The organism is Sphingopyxis panaciterrulae, from assembly GCF_014199295.1.
Taxonomy (GTDB): Bacteria; Pseudomonadota; Alphaproteobacteria; order Sphingomonadales; family Sphingomonadaceae; genus Sphingopyxis; species Sphingopyxis panaciterrulae.
This window is the reverse complement of record NZ_JACIJH010000003.1, coordinates 119,719-143,842: the sequence shown is the minus strand read 5'-3', so window position 1 is coordinate 143,842 and position 24,124 is coordinate 119,719. Positions and strand designations below refer to the sequence as shown.

At 64.1% G+C, this 24,124-nt stretch carries 19 protein-coding genes and 1 tRNA gene; 7 read left to right on the top strand and 13 right to left on the bottom strand.

Translation table 11 applies throughout. The features are described from left to right. Nucleotides 1-14: 14 nt before the first annotated feature. Together FHR21_RS07265 and FHR21_RS07260 are read left to right on the top strand one after the other, a co-directional pair. Nucleotides 15-923: a fumarylacetoacetate hydrolase family protein gene (locus tag FHR21_RS07265; protein WP_184096772.1), complete on the top strand. Its 909-nt coding sequence runs from the start codon at nucleotides 15-17 to the stop codon at nucleotides 921-923. An 8-nt stretch (nucleotides 924-931) separates the two neighbouring features. Continuing rightward, nucleotides 932-1,687 carry a maleate cis-trans isomerase family protein gene (locus tag FHR21_RS07260; RefSeq protein ID WP_276569253.1) on the top strand — a complete coding sequence of 252 codons (756 nt, stop codon included), beginning with the start codon at nucleotides 932-934 and terminating at the stop codon, nucleotides 1,685-1,687. Between the two features lie 10 nt (nucleotides 1,688-1,697). On the opposite strand, the gene FHR21_RS07255 is transcribed toward FHR21_RS07260, so the two are convergent. Then, a complete protein-coding gene (locus FHR21_RS07255) occupies nucleotides 1,698-3,260 on the bottom strand; it encodes a hypothetical protein (protein WP_184096770.1) in 1,563 nt (520 codons plus the stop codon). 467 nt (nucleotides 3,261-3,727) lie between these two features. On the opposite strand from FHR21_RS07255, the gene FHR21_RS07250 reads away from it, so the two are divergent. Further along, nucleotides 3,728-4,123 carry a hypothetical protein gene (locus tag FHR21_RS07250; RefSeq protein ID WP_184096768.1) on the top strand — a complete coding sequence of 132 codons (396 nt, stop codon included), beginning with the start codon at nucleotides 3,728-3,730 and terminating at the stop codon, nucleotides 4,121-4,123. On the opposite strand, the gene FHR21_RS07245 is transcribed toward FHR21_RS07250, so the two are convergent. From FHR21_RS07245 to FHR21_RS07210, 8 genes are all read right to left on the bottom strand, one after another. Then, nucleotides 4,120-5,037: a hypothetical protein gene (locus FHR21_RS07245; protein WP_184096766.1), complete on the bottom strand. Its 918-nt coding sequence runs from the start codon at nucleotides 5,035-5,037 to the stop codon at nucleotides 4,120-4,122. The genes FHR21_RS07250 and FHR21_RS07245 overlap by 4 nt on opposite strands. 5 nt (nucleotides 5,038-5,042) lie before the next feature. After that, nucleotides 5,043-7,676, bottom strand: coding sequence for a fimbrial biogenesis outer membrane usher protein (locus tag FHR21_RS07240; RefSeq protein WP_184096764.1), 2,634 nt, complete (start codon nucleotides 7,674-7,676; stop codon nucleotides 5,043-5,045). A gap of 70 nt (nucleotides 7,677-7,746) precedes the next feature. Further along, nucleotides 7,747-8,538 carry a molecular chaperone gene (locus FHR21_RS07235; RefSeq protein WP_184096761.1) on the bottom strand — a complete coding sequence of 264 codons (792 nt, stop codon included), beginning with the start codon at nucleotides 8,536-8,538 and terminating at the stop codon, nucleotides 7,747-7,749. Nucleotides 8,539-8,659: 121 nt separating this feature from the next. Next, on the bottom strand, nucleotides 8,660-9,388 hold the full coding sequence (locus tag FHR21_RS07230) for a hypothetical protein (protein WP_184096760.1): 729 nt from the start codon (nucleotides 9,386-9,388) through the stop codon (nucleotides 8,660-8,662). Beyond that, entirely contained in the window at nucleotides 9,385-9,966 is a 582-nt protein-coding gene (locus FHR21_RS07225) for a hypothetical protein (protein ID WP_184096758.1), read from the bottom strand. Before FHR21_RS07225 ends, FHR21_RS07230 begins: the two co-directional genes overlap by 4 nt. 28 nt (nucleotides 9,967-9,994) lie before the next feature. Continuing rightward, entirely contained in the window at nucleotides 9,995-10,531 is a 537-nt protein-coding gene (locus tag FHR21_RS07220; RefSeq protein ID WP_184096756.1) for a hypothetical protein, read from the bottom strand. Between the two features lie 95 nt (nucleotides 10,532-10,626). Continuing rightward, nucleotides 10,627-11,250 (bottom strand): hypothetical protein, encoded by a 624-nt coding sequence (locus tag FHR21_RS07215; RefSeq protein ID WP_184096754.1) that lies wholly within the window; start codon nucleotides 11,248-11,250, stop codon nucleotides 10,627-10,629. An 89-nt stretch (nucleotides 11,251-11,339) separates the two neighbouring features. Continuing rightward, the gene (locus FHR21_RS07210) at nucleotides 11,340-11,936 is read right to left on the bottom strand and encodes a hypothetical protein (protein ID WP_184096752.1); all 597 of its coding nucleotides are present in this window, start codon (nucleotides 11,934-11,936) and stop codon (nucleotides 11,340-11,342) included. Nucleotides 11,937-13,044: 1,108 nt separating this feature from the next. Here FHR21_RS07210 and FHR21_RS07205 point away from each other — a divergent pair. Then, nucleotides 13,045-14,484: a sensor histidine kinase gene (locus tag FHR21_RS07205; protein ID WP_221235064.1), complete on the top strand. Its 1,440-nt coding sequence runs from the start codon at nucleotides 13,045-13,047 to the stop codon at nucleotides 14,482-14,484. Then, nucleotides 14,481-15,173, top strand: a complete 693-nt coding sequence (locus tag FHR21_RS07200; RefSeq protein ID WP_184096748.1) for a response regulator transcription factor — start codon at nucleotides 14,481-14,483, stop codon at nucleotides 15,171-15,173. The genes FHR21_RS07205 and FHR21_RS07200 overlap by 4 nt, the downstream gene beginning before the upstream one ends. 35 nt (nucleotides 15,174-15,208) lie before the next feature. Here the strand turns inward: FHR21_RS07200 and FHR21_RS07195 are convergent, their stop codons facing one another. The 4 genes from FHR21_RS07195 to FHR21_RS07180 form a co-directional block, all read right to left on the bottom strand. Further along, complete coding sequence (locus tag FHR21_RS07195; protein ID WP_184096746.1) at nucleotides 15,209-16,552, bottom strand: PepSY-associated TM helix domain-containing protein; 1,344 nt, start codon at nucleotides 16,550-16,552, stop codon at nucleotides 15,209-15,211. Continuing rightward, the gene (locus FHR21_RS07190) at nucleotides 16,549-17,130 is read right to left on the bottom strand and encodes a hypothetical protein (RefSeq protein ID WP_184096744.1); all 582 of its coding nucleotides are present in this window, start codon (nucleotides 17,128-17,130) and stop codon (nucleotides 16,549-16,551) included. Before FHR21_RS07190 ends, FHR21_RS07195 begins: the two co-directional genes overlap by 4 nt. After that, complete coding sequence (locus tag FHR21_RS07185) at nucleotides 17,127-19,187, bottom strand: TonB-dependent siderophore receptor (RefSeq protein ID WP_184096742.1); 2,061 nt, start codon at nucleotides 19,185-19,187, stop codon at nucleotides 17,127-17,129. Before FHR21_RS07185 ends, FHR21_RS07190 begins: the two co-directional genes overlap by 4 nt. Nucleotides 19,188-19,464: 277 nt before the next feature. Continuing rightward, nucleotides 19,465-19,540 (bottom strand) — tRNA-Lys (locus FHR21_RS07180). Between the two features lie 811 nt (nucleotides 19,541-20,351). Between FHR21_RS07180 and FHR21_RS07175 the strand changes: the two genes are divergently transcribed. Both FHR21_RS07175 and FHR21_RS07170 read left to right on the top strand, forming a co-directional pair. Further along, nucleotides 20,352-21,590 (top strand): surface lipoprotein assembly modifier, encoded by a 1,239-nt coding sequence (locus FHR21_RS07175; protein ID WP_338113093.1) that lies wholly within the window; start codon nucleotides 20,352-20,354, stop codon nucleotides 21,588-21,590. Between the two features lie 314 nt (nucleotides 21,591-21,904). Next, entirely contained in the window at nucleotides 21,905-23,422 is a 1,518-nt protein-coding gene (locus tag FHR21_RS07170; protein WP_184096738.1) for a transferrin-binding protein-like solute binding protein, read from the top strand. Nucleotides 23,423-24,124 lie beyond the last annotated feature (702 nt).

The following is a 24,124-nucleotide window of genomic DNA, read 5'->3' as shown; positions in this document are numbered from 1 at the left end:
ACAGGATTAAATCCATGCGTTTCGTGACTTATCGCACGGCCCTGACCGAACCGCGGCTCGGCCTTCTCCACGACGGGCTCGTGGTCGACGTCGAATATTTCGGTGCCGCGATCGGGCAGGATCTGCCCTCGACGATGCTCGATTTCATCGACCTCGGGCCGATCGCGCCGCGCTTCCTGCAAGAGGCGGTGACCAACGCCTCGACCGCCGATTTCGTCGGCACCTCGCTGCCGCAAGCCAATGTCGCGCTGCTCGCGCCGATCCCGCGGCCGCGCAAGAATATCTTCGGCATCGGCCTCAACTATACCGAGCATGTCGCGGAATCGGCACGCAGTCTCGACACGTCGAAGGATCTGCCGCAGCAGCCGGTGATCTTCTCCAAGCCGCCGACCGCGGTCGCCGCGTGGGACGACCCGATCCGCCACAATGGGGCGGTGACGCAGCAGCTCGACTGGGAAACCGAGCTCGCGGTCGTCATCGGCCGCACCGCGCGCCGCGTCGCCGAGGCCGACGCGCTCGATCATGTCTTCGGCTATACGGTGATCAACGACGTCTCGGCGCGCGATTGCCGCCGCGCCGGGCAGTGGATCGTGTCGAAGGGACAGGACAGCTTCGCGCCGATGGGGCCGTGCATCGTCACGTCCGATGAAATTGGTGACCCGCAGGACCTGAGCCTCAAGACGCGCATCAACGGAGTGGAGAAGCAGAACGGCAACACACGTTTCATGCTGTTCAACGTGGCGCAGCTTGTCGCCGACATATCGAGCGTGATGACCCTCGAACCCGGCGACATCATCGCGACCGGCACGCCGGCGGGCGTCGGTGCCGGGCGCGATCCGCAGGAGTTTCTGTGGCCGGGCGACGTCGTCGAATGCGAGATCGAGAAGATCGGCATGCTGCGCAACCCGGTCGTCGCGGTCTGAGGCGCGCCATGACGGCACGACCCATCCGCATCGGGCAGATCGTGCCCAGCTCCAACGTCACGATGGAGACCGAGATTCCGGCGCTGCTCCGCGCCCGCGAGGCCATCGCGCCCGAGCGCTTCACTTTCCACTCGTCGCGGATGCGGATGAGGAAGGTGACCAAGGAAGAACTCGCCGCGATGGACGCGGACTCGGACCGCTGCGCGCTCGAATTGTCCGACGCCGCGGTCGACGTCCTCGGCTATGCCTGCCTCGTCGCGATCATGAGCATGGGGCAGGGCTATCACCGTGTGTCCGAGGCGCGGCTCCACCAGTGCACGGTGGAGAACGGCCACGCTGCGCCCGTCGTGACGAGCGCGGGGGCGCTGATCGAGGGGCTGAAGGCGCTGGAGGCGAAGCGCATCGCGCTCGTCGCGCCCTATATGAAGCCGCTCACGCAGATGGTCGTCTCCTATATCGAGGAGGAGGGCGTCGCGGTCGCCGACTGGCTCGCGCTCGAAATCCCCGACAATCTGGAAGTCGCGGCGCAGGATCCGATCCATCTGCTCGACCATTACAAGCGCCTCGACCTCACCGGCATCGACGCGCTCGTCCTGTCGGCCTGCGTCCAGATGCCCTCGCTGCCGTCGGTGCAAAAGATCGAGGATGCGATCGGCCTGCCGGTCGTATCGGCCGCGATCTGCACCGCGCACCAGATGCTGACGCGCCTCGGCTTGCCGACCGGGGTTCCCGGCGCCGGCGCCCTGCTCTCGGGCCGCTATTAGCCCTGGGATCTCAGGCGCGCTGGAATTGCAGCGCGTCGGTGAGTGTATCGCGCAGCCGCCGGTTCCAGCTTCGATCCTTGAAGGGTAGCCATTCGAGCGTCGCGGGATCGAAGTTCGGCCGAACCTGCAGCAGCGCTGCGCTCGCCTCGCGCGCCCGTGCATGTTCGCCCATCATCCACAGCGCCGAAATCTTGAAGACATGGCCGTAGACATAACCCGGCCGGCGGGCGAGGGCGTTGTCGGCTTCGATCACCGACCGGTCGTGGTGGCCGAGCATCAGCGTCGCGAGCGCCAGTTCGCCGAACTGGTGGAAATTCTGGGCGTCGAGCGGATTGAGGCGCAGTGCGGTGCGCACCATCGCCAGCCCGTCCTCGGGACAGCCCGACAGCGAATAGCAGCTCCCGAGATGCGCATAGGCGGACGACAGGCTGGGGTTGAGGGTAATCGCCTCCTGCATCAGCGCCGCGGCGCTGTCGTGGCGCCCGAGCCATGTATCGAGGATGCCGAGCAGCAGCCACGCTCGCGCGTCATAAGGATCGGTGTCGCGAGCTAACATGACCTGGCTGCGCAGCGTCTCGATCGACGTCAACGGCTCGCCATCGGCCCAGAGCTTCCATGCTTCCGCATAGGCTTTTTCGATCAGGATTTCTGCTGAGCCCGGCCGGGCCTGCGCCGCCATGTCCAGCAGATTATCCGCGATCTGAAGGTCGGCTACGGTCAAGCGGCGCATGTGCCAGCGCGCACGCCACAACAGTTCGTCGGCGTTCAGGTCATGAATGCTGCGGTCGCGCACCCGCTCTTCCTGATCGGTCGCGACCTGCATCGACACTGCGGCCACGACATCGGTCAGGATGCGATCGATCTCCACGGGCGAAACGGCATCGCCCAGTTCCTCGCGGTTCGACCAGAGCATTCGGCCGCTCCGCGCTTCGGACAGTGCGATGACGATGCTGCGGCCGAAACTCGATCGGCAGTGGAGCAGATATTCAACGCCCAGCCGGCGTCCCGCGCGCACCAGCGTATCGCCGGCCTGAATCTGAACCGGACCGGCCGATGCGCCGATCAGCGGCAGCCATCGCAGGCGGGTGATGCGTTCGGCGAGCTTGCCGGCGATATCGTCGATCCGCTCCATCTGCTGCGCGGGCAGTTCCTGCTGATGCACAACGATGCCGATGGTCGGCCGCCCGCTCGACGACGTCTGGTCGTCGCGCGGACCGACGGGAAGGGCGCCGGTTTCGGCCGCCTCGCGCGCGGCGGCGATCGCCTGCCGTTCCTCGCGCAGCCAGTCCTCGAAACTTTCTTCCCAGGCGATATCGATACCTTCAAGGAATTCGCCGCGCAACTGGACGACCTGATCGGGGTCGCGAATGTCGACGACCACTTGTTTCAGGTCGAGCGCAACCGCTTCATGATTGACGATCAGCAGCGGCGGATCGCCGATATTGACCAGCGGCCGCAGATTGGACAATTCACGGCGCAGGCTGGCCTGCGAATTGGTACGCTCGCGACTGCCCCACAGGCGTTCCTGCAGCCAGCGGCGCGACCGTTCGCCCGAACGCGACGTCGCCAGCATGGCCAGCAAAATGCATGATCTCTTCGACGGAATTAGAATCCGCGCCCCATCCGGCCCCACCAGCCGGAACGAGCCGATCAAATCCAGGCGAAACGCTGAATTCCCCGACACAATGTCATCCCCCACACCACGAGTTCTACATTAACTCCAGCGTGGGCCGCAATAGGTTCTTGTATCCGAAACCCCGTTACTTTTCGCGCAGGGTGTGACCGGTTTCGGAACAGCGCCGGGACCGTCGTCCGGCCAGAAACCGACCATTCGGGATGGGAGAGCGCTTTGGGAATTCAAGCATCTCCTCGTACCAGGTGCAGAGAAGTGCCGGGAATTCCAGGCAGATAGGCGATGGATATTCGGGGTCTTCGGAAAAGCCCGCGTTCGAACCGCTTATTAACGATTGTCTATTAGAGAAAGGAGCCTCGAATGAAAGCGGAGCCACGCCCATGTTTTTGAACGAAGGATTTGCTGCGGTGGCCGCGCTTGCCGCCACGACGCTGGCGACCCCGGCATCGACGGGGCAGATCAGCAAGACCATTCACCTGCGGGCGCATGTTCCGGTCTATTGCAACGTTGGCTGGTTCCCCCAGATCGGAGCAGTGTCAACCGGCGGCACGGTCGATCTCGGCGTGACGGAGGAATTGTGCAACGCGCCGCGCGGCTATCGCGTGATCCTTCAGCATCCGACCGACGTGCCCGACGCGGCGATCGTGATCGACGCCAATCGCATTCCGCTGTCGGACAGCGGCGAAACCGTGTTGTCCGATTCGGACCGGCCGGGATTCCATGTCCGGCAACTTGCCATCGACGTCGGGAGCGATCCCGAAAAGCTCAGCCATCTCGGCTTGCGCATCGAAGCCAAATATTAGGCGACCGGCGCCAGGGTCAGGATCAGCGTGTCGGCATAGGTGCCGGCGCGCTTGTCCGATACATCCTCCACCTCGACCTCCAGCGGGATTTGCTCGCCGCCGAGCCCCGCCCGCGGATTGACGAACCCTGCTTCTGAACCGAGCGTCAGTGGCTGGCCGCCGAAGCGGACTTCATAGGCGATCCGGTCCGCGCCGGATGCGCCGCCGCTGCCTTCACGCACCATTGCGCTTCCGTTCAGGCTCCGCGCCGTCACCGCATAGCGGCCGGTGCTGCGAACCGAAACGGCGAGCGACCGCGACCGGGCCGCGAAATCGAGGAAGTCGATCTCGCCATGAGATGAGGCGCCGGCGATATTGGCGCTCAGCACGTTGGGAACCTGAACCGTCACGGTCACGATACCGGGCGATTCATAGGGCATCGACAATTCGGTGGCATCGCACCAATAGCGCAAGGTGAACTGCTCGCGATAGACCCCCGCCGGAAGATCCTCGCGCAAATTGGTCAGGAACAGGCGCAGGCCGCTCTGCTTGCTCGCCTCGGTCGGGTCGAGCGTCACCTTGGCCGAACGCAGCAGCGCATAGGCTTCGCTGCGCGACGCGGCGATATTGTTTCCCGAATCGTTGCTGCGCCATTCGATCTGCGGGCCGGCGCTCGCCCCGACCCGCGACTGGACTGTCGAATCCTCGTCCAGGATTTGATAGATGACGGTCAGCGGCGCCGCGGTGTCGGACCCGGTGCGCCGGAAATTCAGCATCGTCGGCTGCATCACCTGGGCCGGTCCGGTCGCATCGAGCGGATCGATGCGCAGATCGGGCACGACCACCGGATCGATCGTCACGCATTGGGCGGCCGCCGGGGCGCAGAAGGCCGCCGGCGCGGCGGCGAGCGACAAGGTCATCATCAACTTCTTCACGCCATTTACCTCTCGTCCGTCGGGGTGATCGTGCCCACGCGGGCGATGCCCGAATCCGTTTCCGCGATGTCCAGTTCATAGACGATCGGCGGCGTTCCGGACATCTCGATGCGCCAGCGTCCCGCCTTGACCCCGCTGATCGCGAACTTGCCCTGGCGGTTGGTGAACAATTCGACGCGGCGATCGCCGCCGATCTCGGTCGCATAGCCGACGCGCAGTTCCAGCGGCTCTCCGTTTGGCGCCGTCAACTGCCCGATGGCCATGACATTATAGTCCGACCCGACGCTCACCACATAGCCGGCGCGATAAGGTGGCAGCACTCGCAGCGACCCGGTGCCGATATCCAGTCCCGCCGAGGCATTGGGAACGTCATAGACCAGCGTGCGCGGCGAATAGGACCCGATCTGCGGATAGAGGGCTGGGCCGAACGTGCCCGAGCGTGCCTGATAGCTGCCCTGCGATTGTTCGACCTCCACTTTCAGGCCCTGGCCGCTCTTATAGGGCCGGATGATCGCGAAGCCGTCGCTGATCGGCCGGCCGACCGCAAAGGAACCGCCGGCAAAGGCCAGCGAGGACGCGACGCGCAGCGACGTGCGCTGGTCGCTGATGCTGTCGGTCTGCGTCGAATAGGCGGTCGTATGTGCGAGGCTGAGGTCGGCGCGGTTCGCGACATAGCTGCCATTGGCGTTGAGGCTGCGCGTGTCGGGGCCGATATCGACGTTCGCCGACCCGCTCCACGCGCCGACCCCATAACCGCCCGAACTCTGATAGCCCAGGCGGACGCGATCGTTGCTGCTGTCATATTCGGCGCGGGCCGAGGAACGGATACCGAAGCGCCGGACGAGCGAAATGCGAAAGCTCTTGTCGTCGCCGCGGATGCCGCGGCTCCATTCGGCGTCGAAAACCAGGTTGGTCGCGCGGTCGAGGCGCCGGCCATAGCTGAGCCGGACCGAACGTTCATTGGCGAAACCGCGGCGGGCGTGGGCATAGCGCGCCTGAACGCCGACGAAGGACCCTTCGTCGATCGACTTGTTGTAGCTGATCATCGCATTGTATTGATAGGGATTGTCGGGCGCGAGCTGCCCGACCGCGCCGAACCGGCGGCTGCGCGCCTCGACCGTCGCGATTAGCGACGATCCGTTGGCGGTGCCCTGGGTCACGCGCTCGAGCGAGAAATTGGCCGCCCAGCCGTTGCCGCCGGCGGGAAGGTGGCTGAATGCGACATCGCCGCCGATCGTGCCCCAGTCGGTGCCGAGGACGATTTCGCTGCCCACCAGATAGGCCTTGTTGGCATATTGAAAATTGCCGCCGAGCGTCAGCCGGTCGGACAGACCGCGGCGATAGAAGCCCGAAAGTGCGATGTCGTTGCTATAATCGATTCCGCGGCTGCGGGTTTCGAGTACCCCGACGTTCAGTGAATATTCGGACAATCCCGCCGCGAGCTGGCTGCGTTCGATGAACATGGTGAAGGAAATGACGTCGCGCCGGCCGGTGTCGTCGGTGATCACCAGTTCGACGTCATTGCCGCCCTGCGCGAAAGGAAAGTCGCTGACATTGTAGGTGCCGGGCTGGAGCCGCATCGTTCGTACCATGCGCCCGTTGACGATCGCCTCGACCGTCGCGTCGCGATCGAGCGAGAAGGTGCGCCCGCCGCGCGGCGTGACGCTACGCTGCGGGTCGAGCAGGGCATAGCTGCGCGTCAGGCCGAGCCCGGCCAGGTCCATCGAACCCTGGAACCCGCGGTTCTGTGACGACACATCGCCCGCCGTCCAGCGGATGAGGCGCTTGGCATCGTCGTAGACGAGCCGCGACCCAGTGCGTCGGAAGCGCTTGTCGCGGCCGTCCCATTGCCCTTCGGATTCGAGCACGACCCCGCCCAGCCGTGCGGCGCCGTCGAACAGGAAGAAGGGGTCGTCGAAGCCGGTGTTGCTACCCTTGTGGATATAGTCGAGCGAGCCGCGGATATTCACATAGGCGGAAAAGTCCTCGGGCGCGGCGAATTCGCCGATCGTGTCGCGATCGCGGGCGGCGATGCCTATCGAGCGCAGCGCGCGATCCTGCGTCGCGATCGTCAGCGTCAGTTCGAGCGAGCGCTTGTCGAACTGCAACGGCAGTCCCAGTCGCTCGAAGGCGGCGAGGGGAGCGAAGCCGTCCTGTGCCGGCGTGCTGCGCAACTCGGCCAGCTTATCGGTGGACAATTGTCGCGACAGCAGCGTGGCCAGGCCTTCTACCGATAGCAAGAGAGCGTCATCGGGGGTGATCTGGGCATCGACATCGCCCAGCATCCGCGGGCCGTCCTTCACCGGCACGACGATCGTCATGGTGCGGCCGGTACGGTTCAGCCGCGGTTCGTCTGCGGGTGGCGGTGCTGCGGCCGGAGCCGCTTGCTGCGGCGGTTCGGGGGCAGGGGATGCGGCGGTTGTGGGCGCCGGTACTTCCTCGGCCTGATCGAGAACCGCGCCCAGCCCGCTGTAGCCGCGAATCATCGCACAGACGGATAGCGGGCGCGGAATGCAGCGGGGGCGCGGTGCGGCATCGCGGGGCGCCTGCCAGGAACGGATGCCGGGCGAAAGCGCCGCGCGTGGAGTCAGGCCGTCAGCAGGGCCATCCCACGCCAGCGCCTGAGAACTCCACGCCATGGCGGCCGCAACGGCGACGGTGCAGACCCCGAGTGCCCAACCCTGTTTTCGTGCCCCCCGCACTTTTTGCTCACCGTCCGCGGCCGGACAGGATCACTTCCGCGGTGCCGTCCGGGCTTTCCAGATCGATGGGGGCGATGAATTTACGGCTGGTTTCGGGTCCCACCAGGCCAAAGCCGATCATCTGCTGGACATCGCTGTCACCCAGCGTGCGGCGAAACATTTCCTTGCCCGCCGCATCGCGCTGCACCAGCGTCAGCGAACCGCTGCTGAGATAGCCATAATTCCGTCCGGCGTTGTGGACGGTGAAGGCGATGCGCGCCGGCGGAGGCGGGGCGTCGGGTGCGGCGCCAGCAGGCTGATCAGGGCGCACGATTTCCGCACTTTCCACGCTCAGGTCCGGGGCGCCCGCGGTGATCGACGCGACATTGACCATCGCCTGGAAATTATAGAGGATCTGGATCGTCGACTGGCCGCCCGGAATCTCGACCGGCAATTGTGCGACCTCGGCATAATAATGCCGGCTGTGGTCGACTTCCGGATCGCCGATATACTGGATGCGAAAGGCCTGGGTCGCGCCCGGCGGGATGATCGCCTGCGTCGGAAGGGCGATCAGGTCGTCGGTCGGGCGGTCGGACGCCTTGACCGTATCGGGCAGCAATTCCGCCTCGACCAGCCGGATCTCGACCGGCAAAGGGGTGGTGCCGGTATTCTGGACCCGGATCTGTCCGCCCATGTCGCGTCCCGCCATCTTCAGGTCGAGAATGACGGGCTGGACGGTCATCGCGGCATGCGCTGCGACGGAAAACAGGCTCATCAGCATCGCCAACGCGGCGAAGACGGAAAACTTCGACTTCAACATGTCGCCCCCAGACAAGGCGCCGCCAGAGATGCGGCGCAAATATTGCAGCAGGCGCCGGATAGCCGGCGCCTGCCTGGATCATCTCGTTATCCGTTGCTCCAGTGCCACGGTGGAGCCATCGTCATGACAGCGGCTGAAGCGTGACGGTAATCACGTCCTGATAGAGTCCGGCCAGCAACGGTCCGGACGCGCCGTCGCGTCGCACGCTCATCTTGACATCGAAATTGCGATTGCCCGGAGGCTGGACGGTGTGGATGTAGGTGTCGCTGGCGCCCGCGCTTTGCGGCATCCAGTTCACGATGCCCCATCCATTGGCGCCGATCGGTGTCGGATTGTTGCTGGTGCCCGGGGTAACATCGTCCTGCCACTGGGCGCTGTACACCATGTTCCGCTTCCAGGTGAAACCGGCGGGCAGCGGCGGCGGCGAGGCCCCCGCGTAGGTCGTGTTCACGAGGCCGCCATTCTGGCTCGTGATCATGATCTCATGGCTGGTGTTGCACATCGCGGCACCGCGGACGCGGATCGCATAGGCGGTGGTCGTGTCCACCGCTGTACCGTCGGGGCTGGCGAGCGCCGTTGACGGGATCGTCCAGGTATTACCGGAAAATTGCCCGGCGTTCGCGGGGCCGGCGGCCGATATGAAGGTCCAGCTCGTCGGCAGGCTGCAGATCGCTTCGGCATTGCCGATGACGTCGACTGCCGCGTCGTCGGTGGTTTGGGCCACCGTCTGGGCCAGGGCCGGCGCGGACGAGGCCGCAAGCGCCGCGACGCCGAAAAGGGAAAGGATGGATTTCATGACGGATAGTCCCCCATGGGTTTCGATGGAATGATGGCGCGACAACCGGGTCATGGGTTCGTCGCCAGCGTGATGGTCACGGTTCCGCGATACTCGCCGACCTCCAGCATCAGGTCGGACTGCTCCACGTTGTTCTGGTTCAAAGTTTCCAGCGCGGAAATCTGAAGTTCCAGTCCGGGCGCCGGGGCGGCGTGGGCGCCGGCGACCGGAGGAAGAAACGCCAGGTCCCCTCCGTTGTGCGGCCGCACGCCAAGAGGCGACGACCAACCGATCAATGTTGCGTCATAGGTCACCTTGCGCGCCATATAGGCAGGCTGGGCATAGGCCGGCAGATTTTGCAGCTCCATCGGGGTCGCCGTCATCGTCAGCTTGTGCGACGTATTGCACCAGGCGTCGGCGATGATCGTGCTGTTGCCCTGCACCATTGCGCCGGTCAGGCTGCCGTCGAGCGTCCCGTCGGGACCGCTCAGGTCGCCGACGTCGATTTCGTCGCTGACCGGCGTGCCCATGCCGCAGGCACCGTCCACGGTCGCGTCGATGTCGATCTGCTGCGATACGCTGTCCGCATGGGCGATACCCGGCACAGCCAAGGCTGCGATCCCGGCCATCAACAATTTGCGGCGATGAAACATTATCGTCACTCCCGTATTTGAGCCAGAATCACTGCGCGAGCGAAATGGTGAGGCGAACCAGACCGGCGTAGCCGCCGGCGATGGGGCGCAGATTGTCGGCTACGGTCGGGTCGGAAATCTTCAGTTCCATATCCCCGATATTGGCCTGCGTGATGTTGAATTCCGCGCCATCGCTGTCGGTGCTGACAACGGGAAGATCCTGGTCGTTCCACTTGAGCGAGGCGGTATAGTCGACGCGATTGGTGAAGGACGTGAAATCGGCCACCGTCGTGACGGTATCGTGCCGCAGCGGCTCGGCCACGATCTTCACCGTCGACGGCGCGTTGCAATAAAAGCCGGTCTCCAGCGTCAGCGTGTCGTTCTGCGCGAACTCGGTCACCAACTGGCCGGTCGTACCGGTCAGGTTGCCCAGGTCGAGCGTTTCGTCCTGCATCCCCAGTTCCGAACAATAGGACGGGATGGTCGACTGAACGATCAGCGTCTTGCTGTCCACATTCTGCGCCGATGCGGGAACCGCAAAGGCGGAGGCGCCCACCAGGAACGCGCTAAGCAGGGTGATTCTCACGATCTTCTCCTAAAACTCGTCCGCAGGGCGGAGGGTGAGCGATGAGGGCGGGTCGCCGCGTGCCATCATGACATCGGCGAATGAATATTTGTCTGTCATGCACGCACCGCCAGTTCGACGACGATGGTGTCGCGATAGCGGCCCAGCACGGGTTCATCCCCTTCGCCGGGTGCGTTCCAGCGCAGGCGCATCGTTCCGGTGCGGTTGATCGCGGTGGCGTCGCCCGACGACCATCCGTCCCCCGTCCCGAACACGCAGCGTCCGTGCGGCTGGTCGGTCAACTGGTCGGCGCCGCACCAGCCGAGGGCATTGGGGCCCGCATCGGTGTTCACGTCGATCGCGACGTCATAGGCGATACGGTCCGCAATTCCTTCGCGCATCTGCTCGGCGGCAAAGGCGCCTTCGTTCGACCGCACGCGCAGCAAGAATGGCGCGTTGCAATCGAGCCCGAAGCGGGCCTCGACATCGCCGGCGCGATTGAAGTCCAGTCGCTGTCCCAACACCGGCGGCGACGCCATCCGGCAACGCGCCGGAACTTCGCCGCGCAGGTCGATCCGCAACTCGGTCGGATCGCCGAGCGGTGCGTCATGCGCCGTATAGCCCGCGCCGAGCGCCGATAGGCCCGCGTCCGCCGCAGAGGCGGTTGCCGCGTTGCCGAACCCGCCGAGCAGGAGCAGCAGGGCACAAGCCTTGGGCAGGGGAAGGGTGAATCCGCGCATGAAACGATCCGATGGCCGTCCGAACAGAGCGTCGAAAACCGATCCTCTCGCCCCGCCATCGTGACGACGGGGCGAGAGGGGGTTCACCATTAGCTGGTGGTGGCGGTGAAGGTCACCGAACCGCTATAGCTGCCGGCGACGGCGCGACGGTTCGTCGCATCCTGAAGGATCTCGATCGAATCGGCGCCGCCAAAGCGCTGAAGGCCCGTTTCGAACGCACCGCCCGAGTTGCCGGTGGCGCTCGCAGTGCCGCTCGTACCGGTGGTATCGAGGACGAGGTCTTCACCCTGGCCCACATAAACGCCCGCATCGGTCGTGACCTTCACGTCGAAGCGGTTGGTGAACGACCCGACATCGCCCGTCGTCGCCGAGCTGGTCAGCGCAGCCACGGAAATCGTGACCGTGGCGGCATTGTTGCACCACACGTTGCCGAAGCTGCGGTTGGTTTCCGTCTGGCCGATGAACTGGCCATTGCCACCGTTGGTCAGATCCACGGTAATGTCATTCTGGTCCCAGCCCGGAGCCGACTGCGCGCCCGATTTATGGGCGTCGATACCGCAAGCCGGAGCGACGGTTGCGTTCAGGGCGATTTCGCCGGTGCCGGTCGTGTCCGCATAGGCGGGCGAAGCGGCAAGCAGGCCAATGGCCGAAACAGCAGCAAACAAGGTCTTCATCTTTTCCTCCACAAAAGTCCCCGGCCCGGCGGGCCGGATTTCAGCGTCCCGGAAGACCGTCCCCCCTCCCCAAATGGCGGGAATCCGGCCCCATTTTTACGCGCCGATCGCTCGGCGCGCATCCGCCTGTCCGCGCCGGGATTGGCCACGAACCTGCGGCGGGGCCGATGGCCCCGAGATTGGGCCTTGCCCCGAAGGGCGCAGCCGCAATTCCGCCGGCAAGCACGCGGCTCGCCGACAAAACTCATTCCCGGATTGCATGTGTGTTGGCATTAAGGCCGATGACCGCTTCGATCCTTGGTGATCGAATACCGGTCACAGGACGGACGACCCCACGTCCCGTCCTTGTTCCCCCACAAGATTCAATCCTTAACTTTTACCTAACCCTTGTGACCGCGATGCCGTCCTTCAATCGTGAAAAAATAGTCCTTTTATCGTGAATAGAGTCGAGCGGTTTCCGTATCTTTTTGGGACAAATGCAAAGAGTTGGCCGCAAACCGGGCGTTTCGATGGTTTACGAGATCAAGGGGCGGGCCGGGCGACTGCCGTCGATATGCGACGAAGGCCGCTGGACCACGCTGGATTCCATCGCGATTCGTCCGAGTCGCCGGGATGGGCGGTTCTGTCCGCTTCCGGATTCGCCTGCCCAATGCGATATTAGCTAAAAGTGAAGATGTCGACGTTGTGCTTTTGACGCACGCAGGCGGCGGCCGGATCAACCAGTAAAAGCGCATCATCCTGATCCATAAACCTCCCCGTGGACATCGCCAGCGGCGTTCCGACCGGTGTGGGATTGGGGAAGGGGGTGGGAGGACTCGCTCACGGCGGTGGCAGACTGCGCTTGTGCGGGTTGCGTCGCGAGCGCGAGAGCGCGAACCAGCGCTCCGTTCGATGATGGATCGGCGCTGAAACGACATGAAGGCCTTCCGGCGATGTGCGCCGGCGCAATGATGGCACGACCTTGCCCGGAGGACAGAGCGACCGCGGCGGACGAATTTACCGAACAATTCTATTGAATTATAACAGAATCTTTCGTTGCGTGGCTTGCCTCGGCATGGAACTCCTGCAAAGGGTCGCGCTGTGGGTTGGGCGCTCAGGGACCGGATGTGACGATCTAGGGATGATGGATCTCGAAACGGTTCTGATCGTCTGCTTCGCGATTGCGGGACTTCAGGCGCTGGCCTGGATTTTCGTCTGGCTGGCGTGGCGTCACCTGTACGAACTGCGGTTTCTAGCCGCCGGCTTCGCCGCTATCGCCCTTGGCCTTTTGCTGATGATCCTGCGCGGGGTGGAGCCGGCGGTCTGGACCGTCGTGCTCGCCAATATCGTCATCAAGCTCGGCCTCGTCCTGCTCGCCGACGGCCTCGCCCGCTTTCTGGGGCAGCCGCGCCGCGCCTGGCTCGGCATTCCGCTGCTCGCTCTCTATATCCTATCCTGGACCGTCGCGGTCGCTATCGATCCCGCGAATGTCGCCGTCCGCATCCATCTGTCGACGCTGTTCACCGCGGTCATGATGTCGATCATGATCCTGTGTCTGGCGCGCGACCGGACGCAACCGGCGCTGCTGCGCTGGATCGCGATCGGTTTCCTCGCCGAATATATGTTCGCGAGCATCGTGCAGAGCGCGATCGAGTATGTCTCGGGCGCCGCCGCGGGATCGGTGCTGGCCGACCGCCACGCCTGGTACCTGTTGCAGGGCGCGCTGTTCCAGATCGCGTTTTTCGCCTGCCTGCTGTTCATGGTCAGTGCGCGGCTGTCGGCGCATCTGCGCGAGAAGAACGAGGCGCTGTCGCGCGAAATCGCCGAACGCCGACGCCTCGAGGCACAACTCAGTGCCAGTATCGAGACCGAGCGCGCGCTGCGCGACGAGCAAACCGATTTCATGCGTATCGTCAGTCACGAATTCCGCACCCCGCTCGCGATCATCCGCAATTCGGCGGAGATGATCGGCCTCGCGGGTGACGCGGCGCCGGCGGCAGTTCGCGAACGGATCGCGGGGATCGGCGAAGCGCTCGACCGGCTGTTCGCGCTGATCGACCGCTTCATGGCCGATGACCGCGAGGCCGGCTTTCAGCCCGAGCCGATCGAGGTCGGCCTCCTGCTCGAAAGCGTGCGACTGCATTTCGCGATGACCGACCAGGATGGGCGCCTGAATATCTCGATCGCCGATCGCGGTCTCCGCCTGTTCGCCGACCCGGAGATGCTGGGAACCGCCATCATCAACCTCGTCGACAATGCGCTCAAATATTCGGATCGCCCGATCGAGATCGACGCGCACGATGACGGGGGCGGCCTCGTCATCCGGGTCCGCGACCGCGGTATTGGCATTCCGGCGGAGGAGCTTTCGCGCATCGGCCGGCGCTTCTTTCGCGCATCCAACGCGGCGACGCGGGCCGGCACCGGACTCGGCCTCTATTCGTCGCGCAAGCTGCTCGCCTATCATGACGGCATATTGCGCCTGTTCGGTAACCCGGATGGGGGGACGACCGCCGAAGCGCGCGTGCCGCTGCCGGACGTTGCAGGTCGCGAGCGGCGGTCGCTGGAAGGCGCGATGGCATGACATCGATTCTGGTCGTCGAGGACGAGCCCCGGCTGCGCGCCGATCTGGTCGATTTCCTGACGCTCAGCGGCTTCGCGGCAACGGGGGTCGCGGCCGCCCGGGATCTGCGCCGGGTGCTAGCGGACGGCGACCCGCCGGCGGTCGTCGTCCTCGACGTCGGACTGCCCGACGGGAACGGTTTCGACCTGGCCGCCGAAATCCGCAGCAGCCATGACTGCGGCATCATCATGCTGACCGCGCTCGACGACAGCGTGGATCGCATCCGTGGGTTCGACAGCGGCGCCGATATCTATCTGGTCAAGGACAGCACGCTGCGCGAAATCGAGGCGGCGATCCGCAGCCTGCTGCGACGGACCGGCAGGGCGAGCGGCGGCGCGAATGGCGTTGACCGGTGGGTGCTGAACGGCGCCGACTGGCTGCTGACCGCGCCGAACCGGCATACGATCAAGCTGACCGCGACCGAATTCGCCTTTCTGAACCTGCTTTGCGGCCGGAGCGGGGAGGTTTGCGCCCGCGATGAATTGATCGCGATTGCCGCCCGCCCGCGTTCGCACTTCGACGACCGGCACCTTGATGCGGTGGTCAGCCGGCTGCGCCGCAAGATAGAACGCCGTACCAATCTTTCGACGCCCATCAAGGTCGTCTATGGGGTCGGTTATACCTTTACGGCTCCCGCGCTGGTGGAGTGATCGCGCAAGCCGCTCCCTCCTTCCGAAGCAGCCGATTATCCCAGGAGCACGGCGAGCAGGCCGGCCAACAGCCCGGCGATGGAGAGCCTTTTCAGAAGCCGGCTCGGCCGCGGTTCAGGACGCAGCAGCGCCGCGAGCAGGATCAGCGCTGTCAGGATCCAGAAGATCGCGGTAAGCGGCGCATCGTTGCCGGCGAGCATCCGTGCGAGGAAAGTCAGCGCCAGCGCGAGCGGCACGCCCCACAGCGCCGCGTCCCACAGGCTGCGCAGCCGCGGCTCGTGGAGGCCGCGGCGCGCGCGCTTGCCGAGCCAGATCGAGGTGCCGGTCGCGACGACGATGGTGAGCGCGAGGCCGAGGCCGAAATAGGCGAATTTGACCGGTAATCCCCCAAAATTGCCGAAATGGAGATTATAGGTCGAGGCGGCCATCTGTTGCCCGATATGGCCGTCGGCGAGGCCCACGGCGCCGAGGAAGCGTCCGTTCGCGTCGAAATTATAGCTTTCGCCGTAAATCAGCCGCTGCGGATGCTCGGCGAGAAGCTGGACATGCTGGCCGCGCGTGCCGGGGTCGTGGAGGATGATGTAGGTCGGGCGCAGCTCGGGATGGGTGGCGGCGATCCACGCGAGGGGCGTCGCAACATCGGCGAGCGGAGCGGAGCGCGCGTCGGGCTTGCCCTCGCCGCCGAAGATCGGGGCGTAGGCCGCCTCGACATCGCCCTTGTAGAAGCTCGCCGCGAGGCCGTAGGCGCCGATCGTGCCGAGCCCGATCATTGCGCCGGTGAGCGCGATCGCAAGCGCGAAGGGCAGCGACCAGACGCTCAGCCGGTTGTGCCAGTCGGCGAGCCCGACTCCTTCCTTGTCGCGGGCGCGGAGGCGGAAGGCGTCGCGGAAGATGCGCGGGTGCGCGATCACCCCCGACAGCGACAGGGCGACGATCATCACCCCCAAAATGCCGACGAGGATCAGGCCGATCAGGCCGGGGATGTTGAGCCGGTAGTGGACGGCGAGGAGGAATTCGGACCAGGCGTTGCCTTCGGGCCCCGCGATCGCGCCGGCCTGGTCGACGTGCACCGCCTGGCTGTCGGTCGTGATCGTGGCGCGCGGCAGGTCGGGGACCGGGAGGTGGACGTAGAGGTGCGTCGTCGCGGGCTTGCCCTCTTCGGTCGCGAGGACCGCGGCGACCGCGCTTTGCACCGCGCCCGGCGCGATGCGCGCCATTTCGGGCGCTGCCGGCTGCTCGATCCGCTGCCATTCCTGATAGAAGACGACGATCGTGCCCGTCAGGCAGACGAGGTAGAGAAGCGCCGAGGCGAGCAGCCCGATCGCGGCGTGCGCCGAGAGGGCGCGCTGCACCATCCCCTTGTCGACCGGTCCTGTCATGCCGCCCCTCCGATCCAGATCAGCCCGAGGCTCGCCGCCGTGGGGAGCAGCAGCCAGGCGAATTGCGTGCGCCGCCGCGGCATCATGAGCAGCGCGAAGGCGAGGATGCCCCAGAGGAGCGGCAGCAAGAGCAGGGTAAGGCCGTTGCCGTCGGCCTCCGCCCAGCCGCCGAGCCCCGCGAGCGAGCGCGCGGCGAGCGCGGCGAGCAGTGAGGTGAGCATCGCGAGCGGCACGGTGACGAGAAAGGTCAGCAGGCGGCGTCCGATGCGGCGCGGCTCGCCCTTCGCGGGGAGCATGTGCGCCTTGCGGTCGGAGGCGCGCGTCTTGCCCGGGCGCGATGCCGCGGCGGCCTGCGCGAGGAGCAGCGCCGCCACTCCCATGCCGAACAGCGACACCATCGCCGCGCCCCACGCGCCGTTTCCGGCTATGCCGAGCGCGGCGCCGACGAGGAGCAGCGCCCACGCCGCGCCGTTCAGTGCTGCCGAGCGCCGGGGCAGGCCCCAAGCGCGGCGAAGCAGCAGCACGCCGAGGACCGCGGCGGCCGCGCCGGCCCAGACGAGGGGCGAGGCGCCGCTCACCGGAAGCGATAGCCGACGGTCGCTATCACGTTGCGCGGCGCGGCCATGAAACAGTCACCGCGCGCGAGGCAGGAGGCGAAATATTGCTTGCCCAGGAGGTTGGTCGCGTTGACGGCGAAGCGCCAATTGTCCCACCTGATCTCGGCGAGCGCGTCGATCGTCGTGCGCGACGGCGTGACGATCGACCAGACCGGGCTGGTCGAGACGCTCTTGCCGCTATAGACGACGCCGCCGCCCAGTCGTAGCTGCGCTTCGTCCGGAAGGCCGAAGGTTTTGGTCGACCAGAGCGACGCGGTGTGGCGCGGCATATAGTCGAGGCTGGTGTTGGTTTCGGACTTGAGCTTCGCATAGCCGTAGTTGGCGAGCAGCTCGAAATTGCCGGGCAGTGTGTGGCTGGCCTCGATCTCGAAACCCTTGGTGTTGAGCACGCCCGACTGGGCCGTGCCACCGGCGGCGAGATAGAGGACGCGGTTGCGTTCCCTGATCTTGAAGGCGGTCGCGGTGACCAGCGTGTTCGGCGTCGGCTGCCACTTCACGCCCGCTTCGTACTGCGTGCCGGTCTGCGGCCGATAGGGGTCGCCGAAGCTGCCGTCGCCATTGTCGATCCGGCCGGCGACCGGCAGGAAGCTTTCGGTATAGCTGAAGAAGGGCGAGAAGCCCGCGCCGATCTCCCCGATGATGCCGGCGCGGAAGGTGGTGGCATGATCCTTCTGGCCCGACGAGCCGGTGACGCGGTCGCGGCGAGCGCCGAGCACGACCGAGATGCGGTCGTAGAAGCGGATCTGGTCCTGGACATAGATGCCGAGCTGCTTCTGGCTTTCCGAGATGAAGGGATCGGCGGGGTCGTAGGTCGTCAGCGCGTCATAATCGATGTCGTAGAGGTCGACGAGCTCGAAGCCGCCGGCACTGCGTTTTTGCACCTTGTTCCAGCTATAGTCGATGCCGACGAGGAGCTTGTGCTCGATATCGGCACCGGTGCCGAAGTTGAACTCGACATTATTATCGGTCGAAAAGACGTTCATCCGCGCATCGCTGGCGTCCGCGATCAGGGCGATCGTGCGGCCGTCGGTTCCGTAGACCGAGAAGGGATCCTGCGGGTTCGTGTAGCTGTCGGCATAATGGGTGTTATATTCGAGGTCGCTGTCGATATAGCGCGCCTTCAGGCTGAGCTTGACGGCGTCCGAGAAGCGGTGGGTGATCGACCCGCCGCCTTGCAGCGAACGGCCGGCATAGCGGTCCCAGCCGGCCTTGCCGACGAAAGTGTAGCGATCGAGCTGCTCGCCGGCGATCGGGTTGGGCCTGAAGGTGCCGACTATCGGCAGGAATTGCGAGGTCGAACCGGTGTCGTCCTCCTGATAGAGGCCGGTCAGAACGACGTCGGTGTCGGGCGTCGGTTGCCAGCGGATCGAGGGTGCGAACATCACGCGGTCGTCGGGCACATGGTCGACAAAGGTGTCGGCATCGCGCGCGCGACCGACGAACCGGACCGCGAGATTGTCGGCGAGCGCGAGGTTGACGTCGCCCAGCACCTCCTTGCGGTCATAGCTGCCGTAGACGAGGTTGATTTCGCCGCGCGTGGTGAAGTCGGGCGTCTTGCTGACGAGGTTGACGATACCGCCGATCGAGCCCTGGCCGAACAGCACCGATGCGGGGCCGCGCACGATCTCGACGCGGGAGAAGTTGTAGGGGTCCGACGTGATGCTGGCATAATAGGAGAAGATGTCGCGCATGCCGTCGCGGAACTGCAGCGCGTCGAGGCCGCGCACGTTGAAGCCGTCGACGCGAGTGTCGCGGCCATAGGGATTGGCGAGGACCCCTGCGGCATATTTCACCATGTCGCTGATGTTGATCGCGCCCTGCGCCTCATATTGCTCGGCGGTGATGACCTTGATCGGCTGCGGAAGCTCGGTCAGCGCGGTATCTGTCTTGGTTCCCGCATAGCCGGTGACGACGATCTGGTCCTGCGACTGCTCTTCCGTCGATGCGGTCTCGTCAGCGAGTCCCGGCGCGCTTGCAAGTGCGGTGCAGATCAGCAGGGTGAAACGCGCGGCTGTCATGAAAGGCCCCCTTCGGCTCGATTGCTCGTCGAATGGCCGACTAATGCGAGTCAATCTCATTAGCAACGTTTATTGTGAAATTTCTGCATCCGGCGTTGCGGGCCCCGCGCCGTATCTACCCGTGCGCCGACCGCACGATGTTTTTGAACTGGCCGGGGCGATGCCGGGCAGAATGACGCCATGCCAACCAGGATCAGCGGGGGCAGACGGTGGCGAACGACTTGGTCGCCAGTTCGAGGAGGGGGGCGGGCTTTAAGTATAACCCATTGAATAATAATGGTGAGCCCTGCTGGGTTCGAACCAGCGACCTACTGATTAAAAGTCAGTTGCTCTACCGACTGAGCTAAGGGCCCGTTGCCATTTTTGGCACCGCCGGCAGCGGGAAGAAGCCCTCTTGGCTGCGAAGCGAGGGGCCAACTATCACGCCGTTCTGGGCATTGCAACGGCCTTTCCCAAAAAAGATCGCATACCTTTTCGGCCGATGGACCAGGCTGCAATCAGGCTCTTCAAACGAGACCTTAGCCCATGATTTGACACGCGCGCATCTTTGCCGGGCTATAGGCTGCGCGCTGCATACAGCGATGGTTGAATGAGGTTGCACGCCGGCCGGCTGTCCGGCCGCCGCTATTCGAAACCAAGGCTCGCTTGGTGGATAAGCACAGGACGACGATGGGAGAAGGGGGGCCCGTGCAAATTACCTCACGTAGGTTGTCGTTCGCGGTATCGAGATGCGCCCGTGCGTTTCCGATGCTCCAACCCTCGATCGCTGCTGAAGATCGGGAAGCGGTCGGGGATAGCCGTCACTCTTCGAAGCCGTATGGTTTATTTATTTGATTATATAAGATAATTTTCCGCCCTGTAAGCTGCTGACGCAAGCGACCCCACATTTTCGTGAAATCCAATGGCGTGTATCGGAACCGAACGGGAAATGGACGGTCCCTCTCCGAACAAATTTTCTCATACACAAGCCCGTATAACACCCTGATTTTCTGGACAGCTCTTCTTTTCGCTGGATAAGAATGACCTCCAAGTGGGGGGTGGATGATTCGAATTCGAATATTCGTAGCGACGTTGGTCGCGGCGAGCTTTTCTACTGTCGGCAAAGCACAGGAAACGACGGACCCGGGCGTCTTCGTTGAGAGTCCTCCCGTATCACCCGCCAGCGTGAAACTTTCAGCTGCGCAACTTTTCGAATTGGCCGACGAGGCACGGTCGCGCCGCGACTTCATAACGGCGGAATCGGCCTATCGGGCGCTCACCAAGGACCTCGATATCGAACTGCGTACCGAGGCGCGATTCCGCCTCGGAATGATGCTGGCCGACGATCTCGAGCGCTATTCGGATGCGGCGATCGAGTTCCGTCGCATCCTCGACGACAAGCCGGATGTCGCACGGGTGCGGCTGGAACTGGCGCGCATGCAGGCCATGCTTGGCAATCTCGCCGCAGCGCGCAAGGAGTTGCGCGCTGCCGAGGCCGCGGGCCTGCCGCCGGAGGTCGAGCAGATCGTGCGTTTTTATTCGCGCGCCCTCGATGCCCGAAAGCCTGTGGGCGGCTCGATCAAGGTGGCGCTCGCGCCCGACAGCAACATCAACCGCGCTACTCGCTCCGACACGCTGGGCACGGTGATCGGCGACTTCGTCCTCGACGAGGAAGCGCGGGCGAAATCGGGCGTCGGTCTCGACCTTCAGGGGCAGGGCTATGTCCGCATCGGCGTCGAGCCCGGCGCAGACCTCCTGCTTCGCGCGTCTGCTAGCGCGGTCCTCTATCGCGACGCCGGTTTCAACGACGTCACGATCGGCGTTCAGGCCGGCCCGCAATATGCCTGGGGCCGCAGTCAACTGACCTTTTCATTCGGGCCATCGTGGCGCTGGTATGGGCGCGATCCCTATAGCAGGGCGGTCGGCGGCAGCGTGAGCTGGCAACGCCTGACCGGCAAGCGAAGCCAGATGAGGATCGAAGGCGGTATCGCGCACCAGACCAACCTGCGCAATGTCCTTCAGACCGCCGACGATTTCACCCTCTCTGCAAGCTTTGACCGGGCATTCAGCGCCCGAACGGGCGGCGGGGTGCAACTCTACGGATTCCGGGAGGCCGCGCGCGATCCCGGCTATTCGCTGGCGAGCGGGGGAACCTCCTTCTATCTGTTTCGCGAGTTTGGGCGCGCTACGTTGGTCGGAACTTTGGGGTACAGCCATCTCGAAGCTGACGAGCGCCTGTTCCTCTATCCGAAACGCCGGGTCGAGGATCGCTATGACGCAAGCCTCGCGATGACGCTCCGGGCCCTGAGGCTCGGTCGTCTCGCGCCGCTGGTCCGCCTGAAATGGGAGCGCAACCGCTCCTCGATCGAGATCTATGATTATCGCCGCGTTGCCGCTGAATTTGGCGTCACGTCGGCGTTTTGACGGGGGAATTACCCATGCGTTTTGCACCTTCCAAGAGACTGACGGCGATGGTTTCGTTGGCGGCGCTCAGTCTGATGCTCGCCGGTTGCGGTGGGGGCGGGGGTGTCAATTCGACGCCCGCGCCGCCCACGCCTGCACCGACACCTACGCCCACACCAGCGCCTACGCCTACGCCTACTCCCACTCCCACTCCTACGCCGCCAGCGACGAAGATCGTCGGGAAACCTGCGGTCAGTACGACATTCGCCGCGACCGCAAATCTCGCTGCGGTCGATTATGATGTCGGCCGTGCGCAGTCCGCATCCGGTGGTCCGGTGGCCGAAGCGAGCCTGGTCTATGATGCCGGCACGGATAGCTTTACGCTCGGCACGGGATCCGAGGAGTTCGTGTTCAATCCGGCCGACGTGAAAATCGCGGCCTCAAACCTGCTTCGCTATGAAAAGATCGAGGGTGACAAGATCACGCAACTCGATCTCGATTGGGGTATGCGATCCGACTGGACGACCGCTCCCGATTATGTTGCGCTCGGCCAACTTCTCATAAGACAAACGGATATACCGACCGGCATTGACCATTATCGCACGCTCGATCTGGTCTTCGGCTTTCCGAGCGAGGCGTCCGCCGTGCCCAAGATGGGGAGTGCTGCCTATGACCTGACGTTCAGCGGCACCCGCTCCTCCAGCGCCACCGACAGCCTGCTCGATATGGTCGGGGACGGGACGGCCCTCGTGGATTTCGGAACGGGGCAGCTTGAAATCGCCGGCAAGACGGCATCGTTCAATTTCTTCGGTGCCGGGATTCCGGGCGTCGAAAGCGAAGGGGAAGTCCAAGCCAGCGGCGCGATCGTCGCCGGTGAAAATCGCTTTACCGGCACCTTCACTGCAAAGGCGGGGGCGTCCGACACTTATACGGGCAATTTGACCGGGTCTTTTTTCGGCCCTTCCGCCGAGGATATTGGCGGGACGCTCTATGGCAGCTCGGGCCCGCTATACTACAGCCTTGCCTTTGCGGGCTATGGCCTGCCGGAAACCGCCCCGGACGATACGCTTGCCGATCTGGAGGGGACGACCCGTTTCCGGACCGTTTGGGCGGCGATCAACCTGCCCGCTGAAGGGAGGATCGATCCACCCCTGGCGGAAACGATCATCTACGACGCCGATACGCAAACATATACGGTGTCCAGTCGGTCGGCTGCGGGATTCCAGTTCTCCTTCGGTCCTGCCAATCGCGTTGCAGCGAAGGATTCGGAGGATTTTCGAGCCTATGGCGTGGCGCAGCCGTTCGTCGACGGAAAGGTGCAATATTCGATCGGCCTGTTCGATGGCGAAACTGACAATATCCAGCTGACCTATGCGAGCTTCATGCGTGTTCTGGCGACACGCACCGACTTTGACGGCAAAACCCTTGGCGAAAGCGTCGAATATATCGGCTTCGGCAATTTCACGCCGCCCGACCAATTGCCACGGAGTGGTAGCGCGACCTATGCAGGCCGTCTTTTCGGAGACATCGACGACGGTTCGAAGCTCGTCGCCGCACTGGTCGGACGATCCGACCTGACGGCAAATTTCGGAACGGGGGCATTGGCGGCCAGCCTGTTTCCCACGCGGATCACCGCAGACGGCGTCTCGACGGCTCTTGGCCGGTATGACTTCTCGGGAGTGATCGATGCCTACTCGGCTGCATTCACGGGAGCTTGGAACTCGGGTCCGGGAAGCCTGGCCGGGCGCTTCTACGGCAATGCGGCTCAGGAATATGCAGCAGTTTTCAATATCAAGGATTCTGCAGCGGGCACCATGACGGGCGTCACCATAGGCAAGCAAACGGCGCCGTAAATACCAGGGATCTAGGCGGCGTGGACAAATTCCATGCCAGGCGAATGTCTGCTTGGAAAGAACGGGTTAGAGGCGACGAAATGGCGGGAACGGGGTGGGAGCGGGCATACCCCAGCTTCGTCATTCCCGCAAAGGCGGGAATCCGGTGGGGGGTCAGCCGACGCACGCTCTGGATTCCCGCCTTCGCGGGAATGACAAGGTTATAAAGCGCCGATCGCCATTATAACGCCGATCGTCGCATAAGCGGTCGTTTCCCGATCTTCGTCACCCCGGACTTGATCCGGGTTCCCGCTTTTTCAAGGTATCGACTGGTTTCGGCATCCAGCGGGACCCCGGATCAAGTCTGGGGTGACGATCGACGACTAACCGCTTTCGGTCGTGTCCGGACGGGCCGTTTTCTAACAAGTTATAGCGAATCTCGGTCAAACGAATTTGTCCACGCCGCCTAAGGGGGGCACTCTTGGATGTTCTCGCCTGTGAGCGCCGGGCCTGAAGATATGCCGTCGCCGGTGTGCGGATCAGGATTGTCTTTCGAGCAAGCATGGCATTCGCGCGCCCATGAGCCCAAGTCCTATATTTTTCATTTTAACTCAATATCTTGAGATTGATTGGCTCCATAGGCCGACATTCGATGTCGGCAGAATTGGTCAGAATTCAATGGAATTGATCGGTGGAATTGCCGGCCCTCGCGCCCCTAGTCTG

What these genes read in the sequence shown, in the direction of transcription:
- FHR21_RS07265 (WP_184096772.1), top strand. Translation starts at nt 15, where the DNA reads ATGCGTTTCGTGACTTATCGCACGGCCCTGACCGAACCGCGGCTCGGC.
- FHR21_RS07260 (WP_276569253.1), top strand. Translation starts at nt 932, where the DNA reads ATGACGGCACGACCCATCCGCATCGGGCAGATCGTGCCCAGCTCCAAC.
- FHR21_RS07255 (WP_184096770.1), bottom strand. Translation starts at nt 3,260, where the DNA reads ATGCTGGCGACGTCGCGTTCGGGCGAACGGTCGCGCCGCTGGCTGCAG.
- FHR21_RS07240 (WP_184096764.1), bottom strand. Translation starts at nt 7,676, where the DNA reads ATGGCGTGGAGTTCTCAGGCGCTGGCGTGGGATGGCCCTGCTGACGGC.
- FHR21_RS07235 (WP_184096761.1), bottom strand. Translation starts at nt 8,538, where the DNA reads ATGTTGAAGTCGAAGTTTTCCGTCTTCGCCGCGTTGGCGATGCTGATG.
- FHR21_RS07230 (WP_184096760.1), bottom strand. Translation starts at nt 9,388, where the DNA reads ATGACCCGGTTGTCGCGCCATCATTCCATCGAAACCCATGGGGGACTA.
- FHR21_RS07225 (WP_184096758.1), bottom strand. Translation starts at nt 9,966, where the DNA reads ATGTTTCATCGCCGCAAATTGTTGATGGCCGGGATCGCAGCCTTGGCT.
- FHR21_RS07215 (WP_184096754.1), bottom strand. Translation starts at nt 11,250, where the DNA reads ATGCGCGGATTCACCCTTCCCCTGCCCAAGGCTTGTGCCCTGCTGCTC.
- FHR21_RS07205 (WP_221235064.1), top strand. Translation starts at nt 13,045, where the DNA reads ATGATGGATCTCGAAACGGTTCTGATCGTCTGCTTCGCGATTGCGGGA.
- FHR21_RS07200 (WP_184096748.1), top strand. Translation starts at nt 14,481, where the DNA reads ATGACATCGATTCTGGTCGTCGAGGACGAGCCCCGGCTGCGCGCCGAT.
- FHR21_RS07195 (WP_184096746.1), bottom strand. Translation starts at nt 16,552, where the DNA reads ATGACAGGACCGGTCGACAAGGGGATGGTGCAGCGCGCCCTCTCGGCG.
- FHR21_RS07185 (WP_184096742.1), bottom strand. Translation starts at nt 19,187, where the DNA reads ATGACAGCCGCGCGTTTCACCCTGCTGATCTGCACCGCACTTGCAAGC.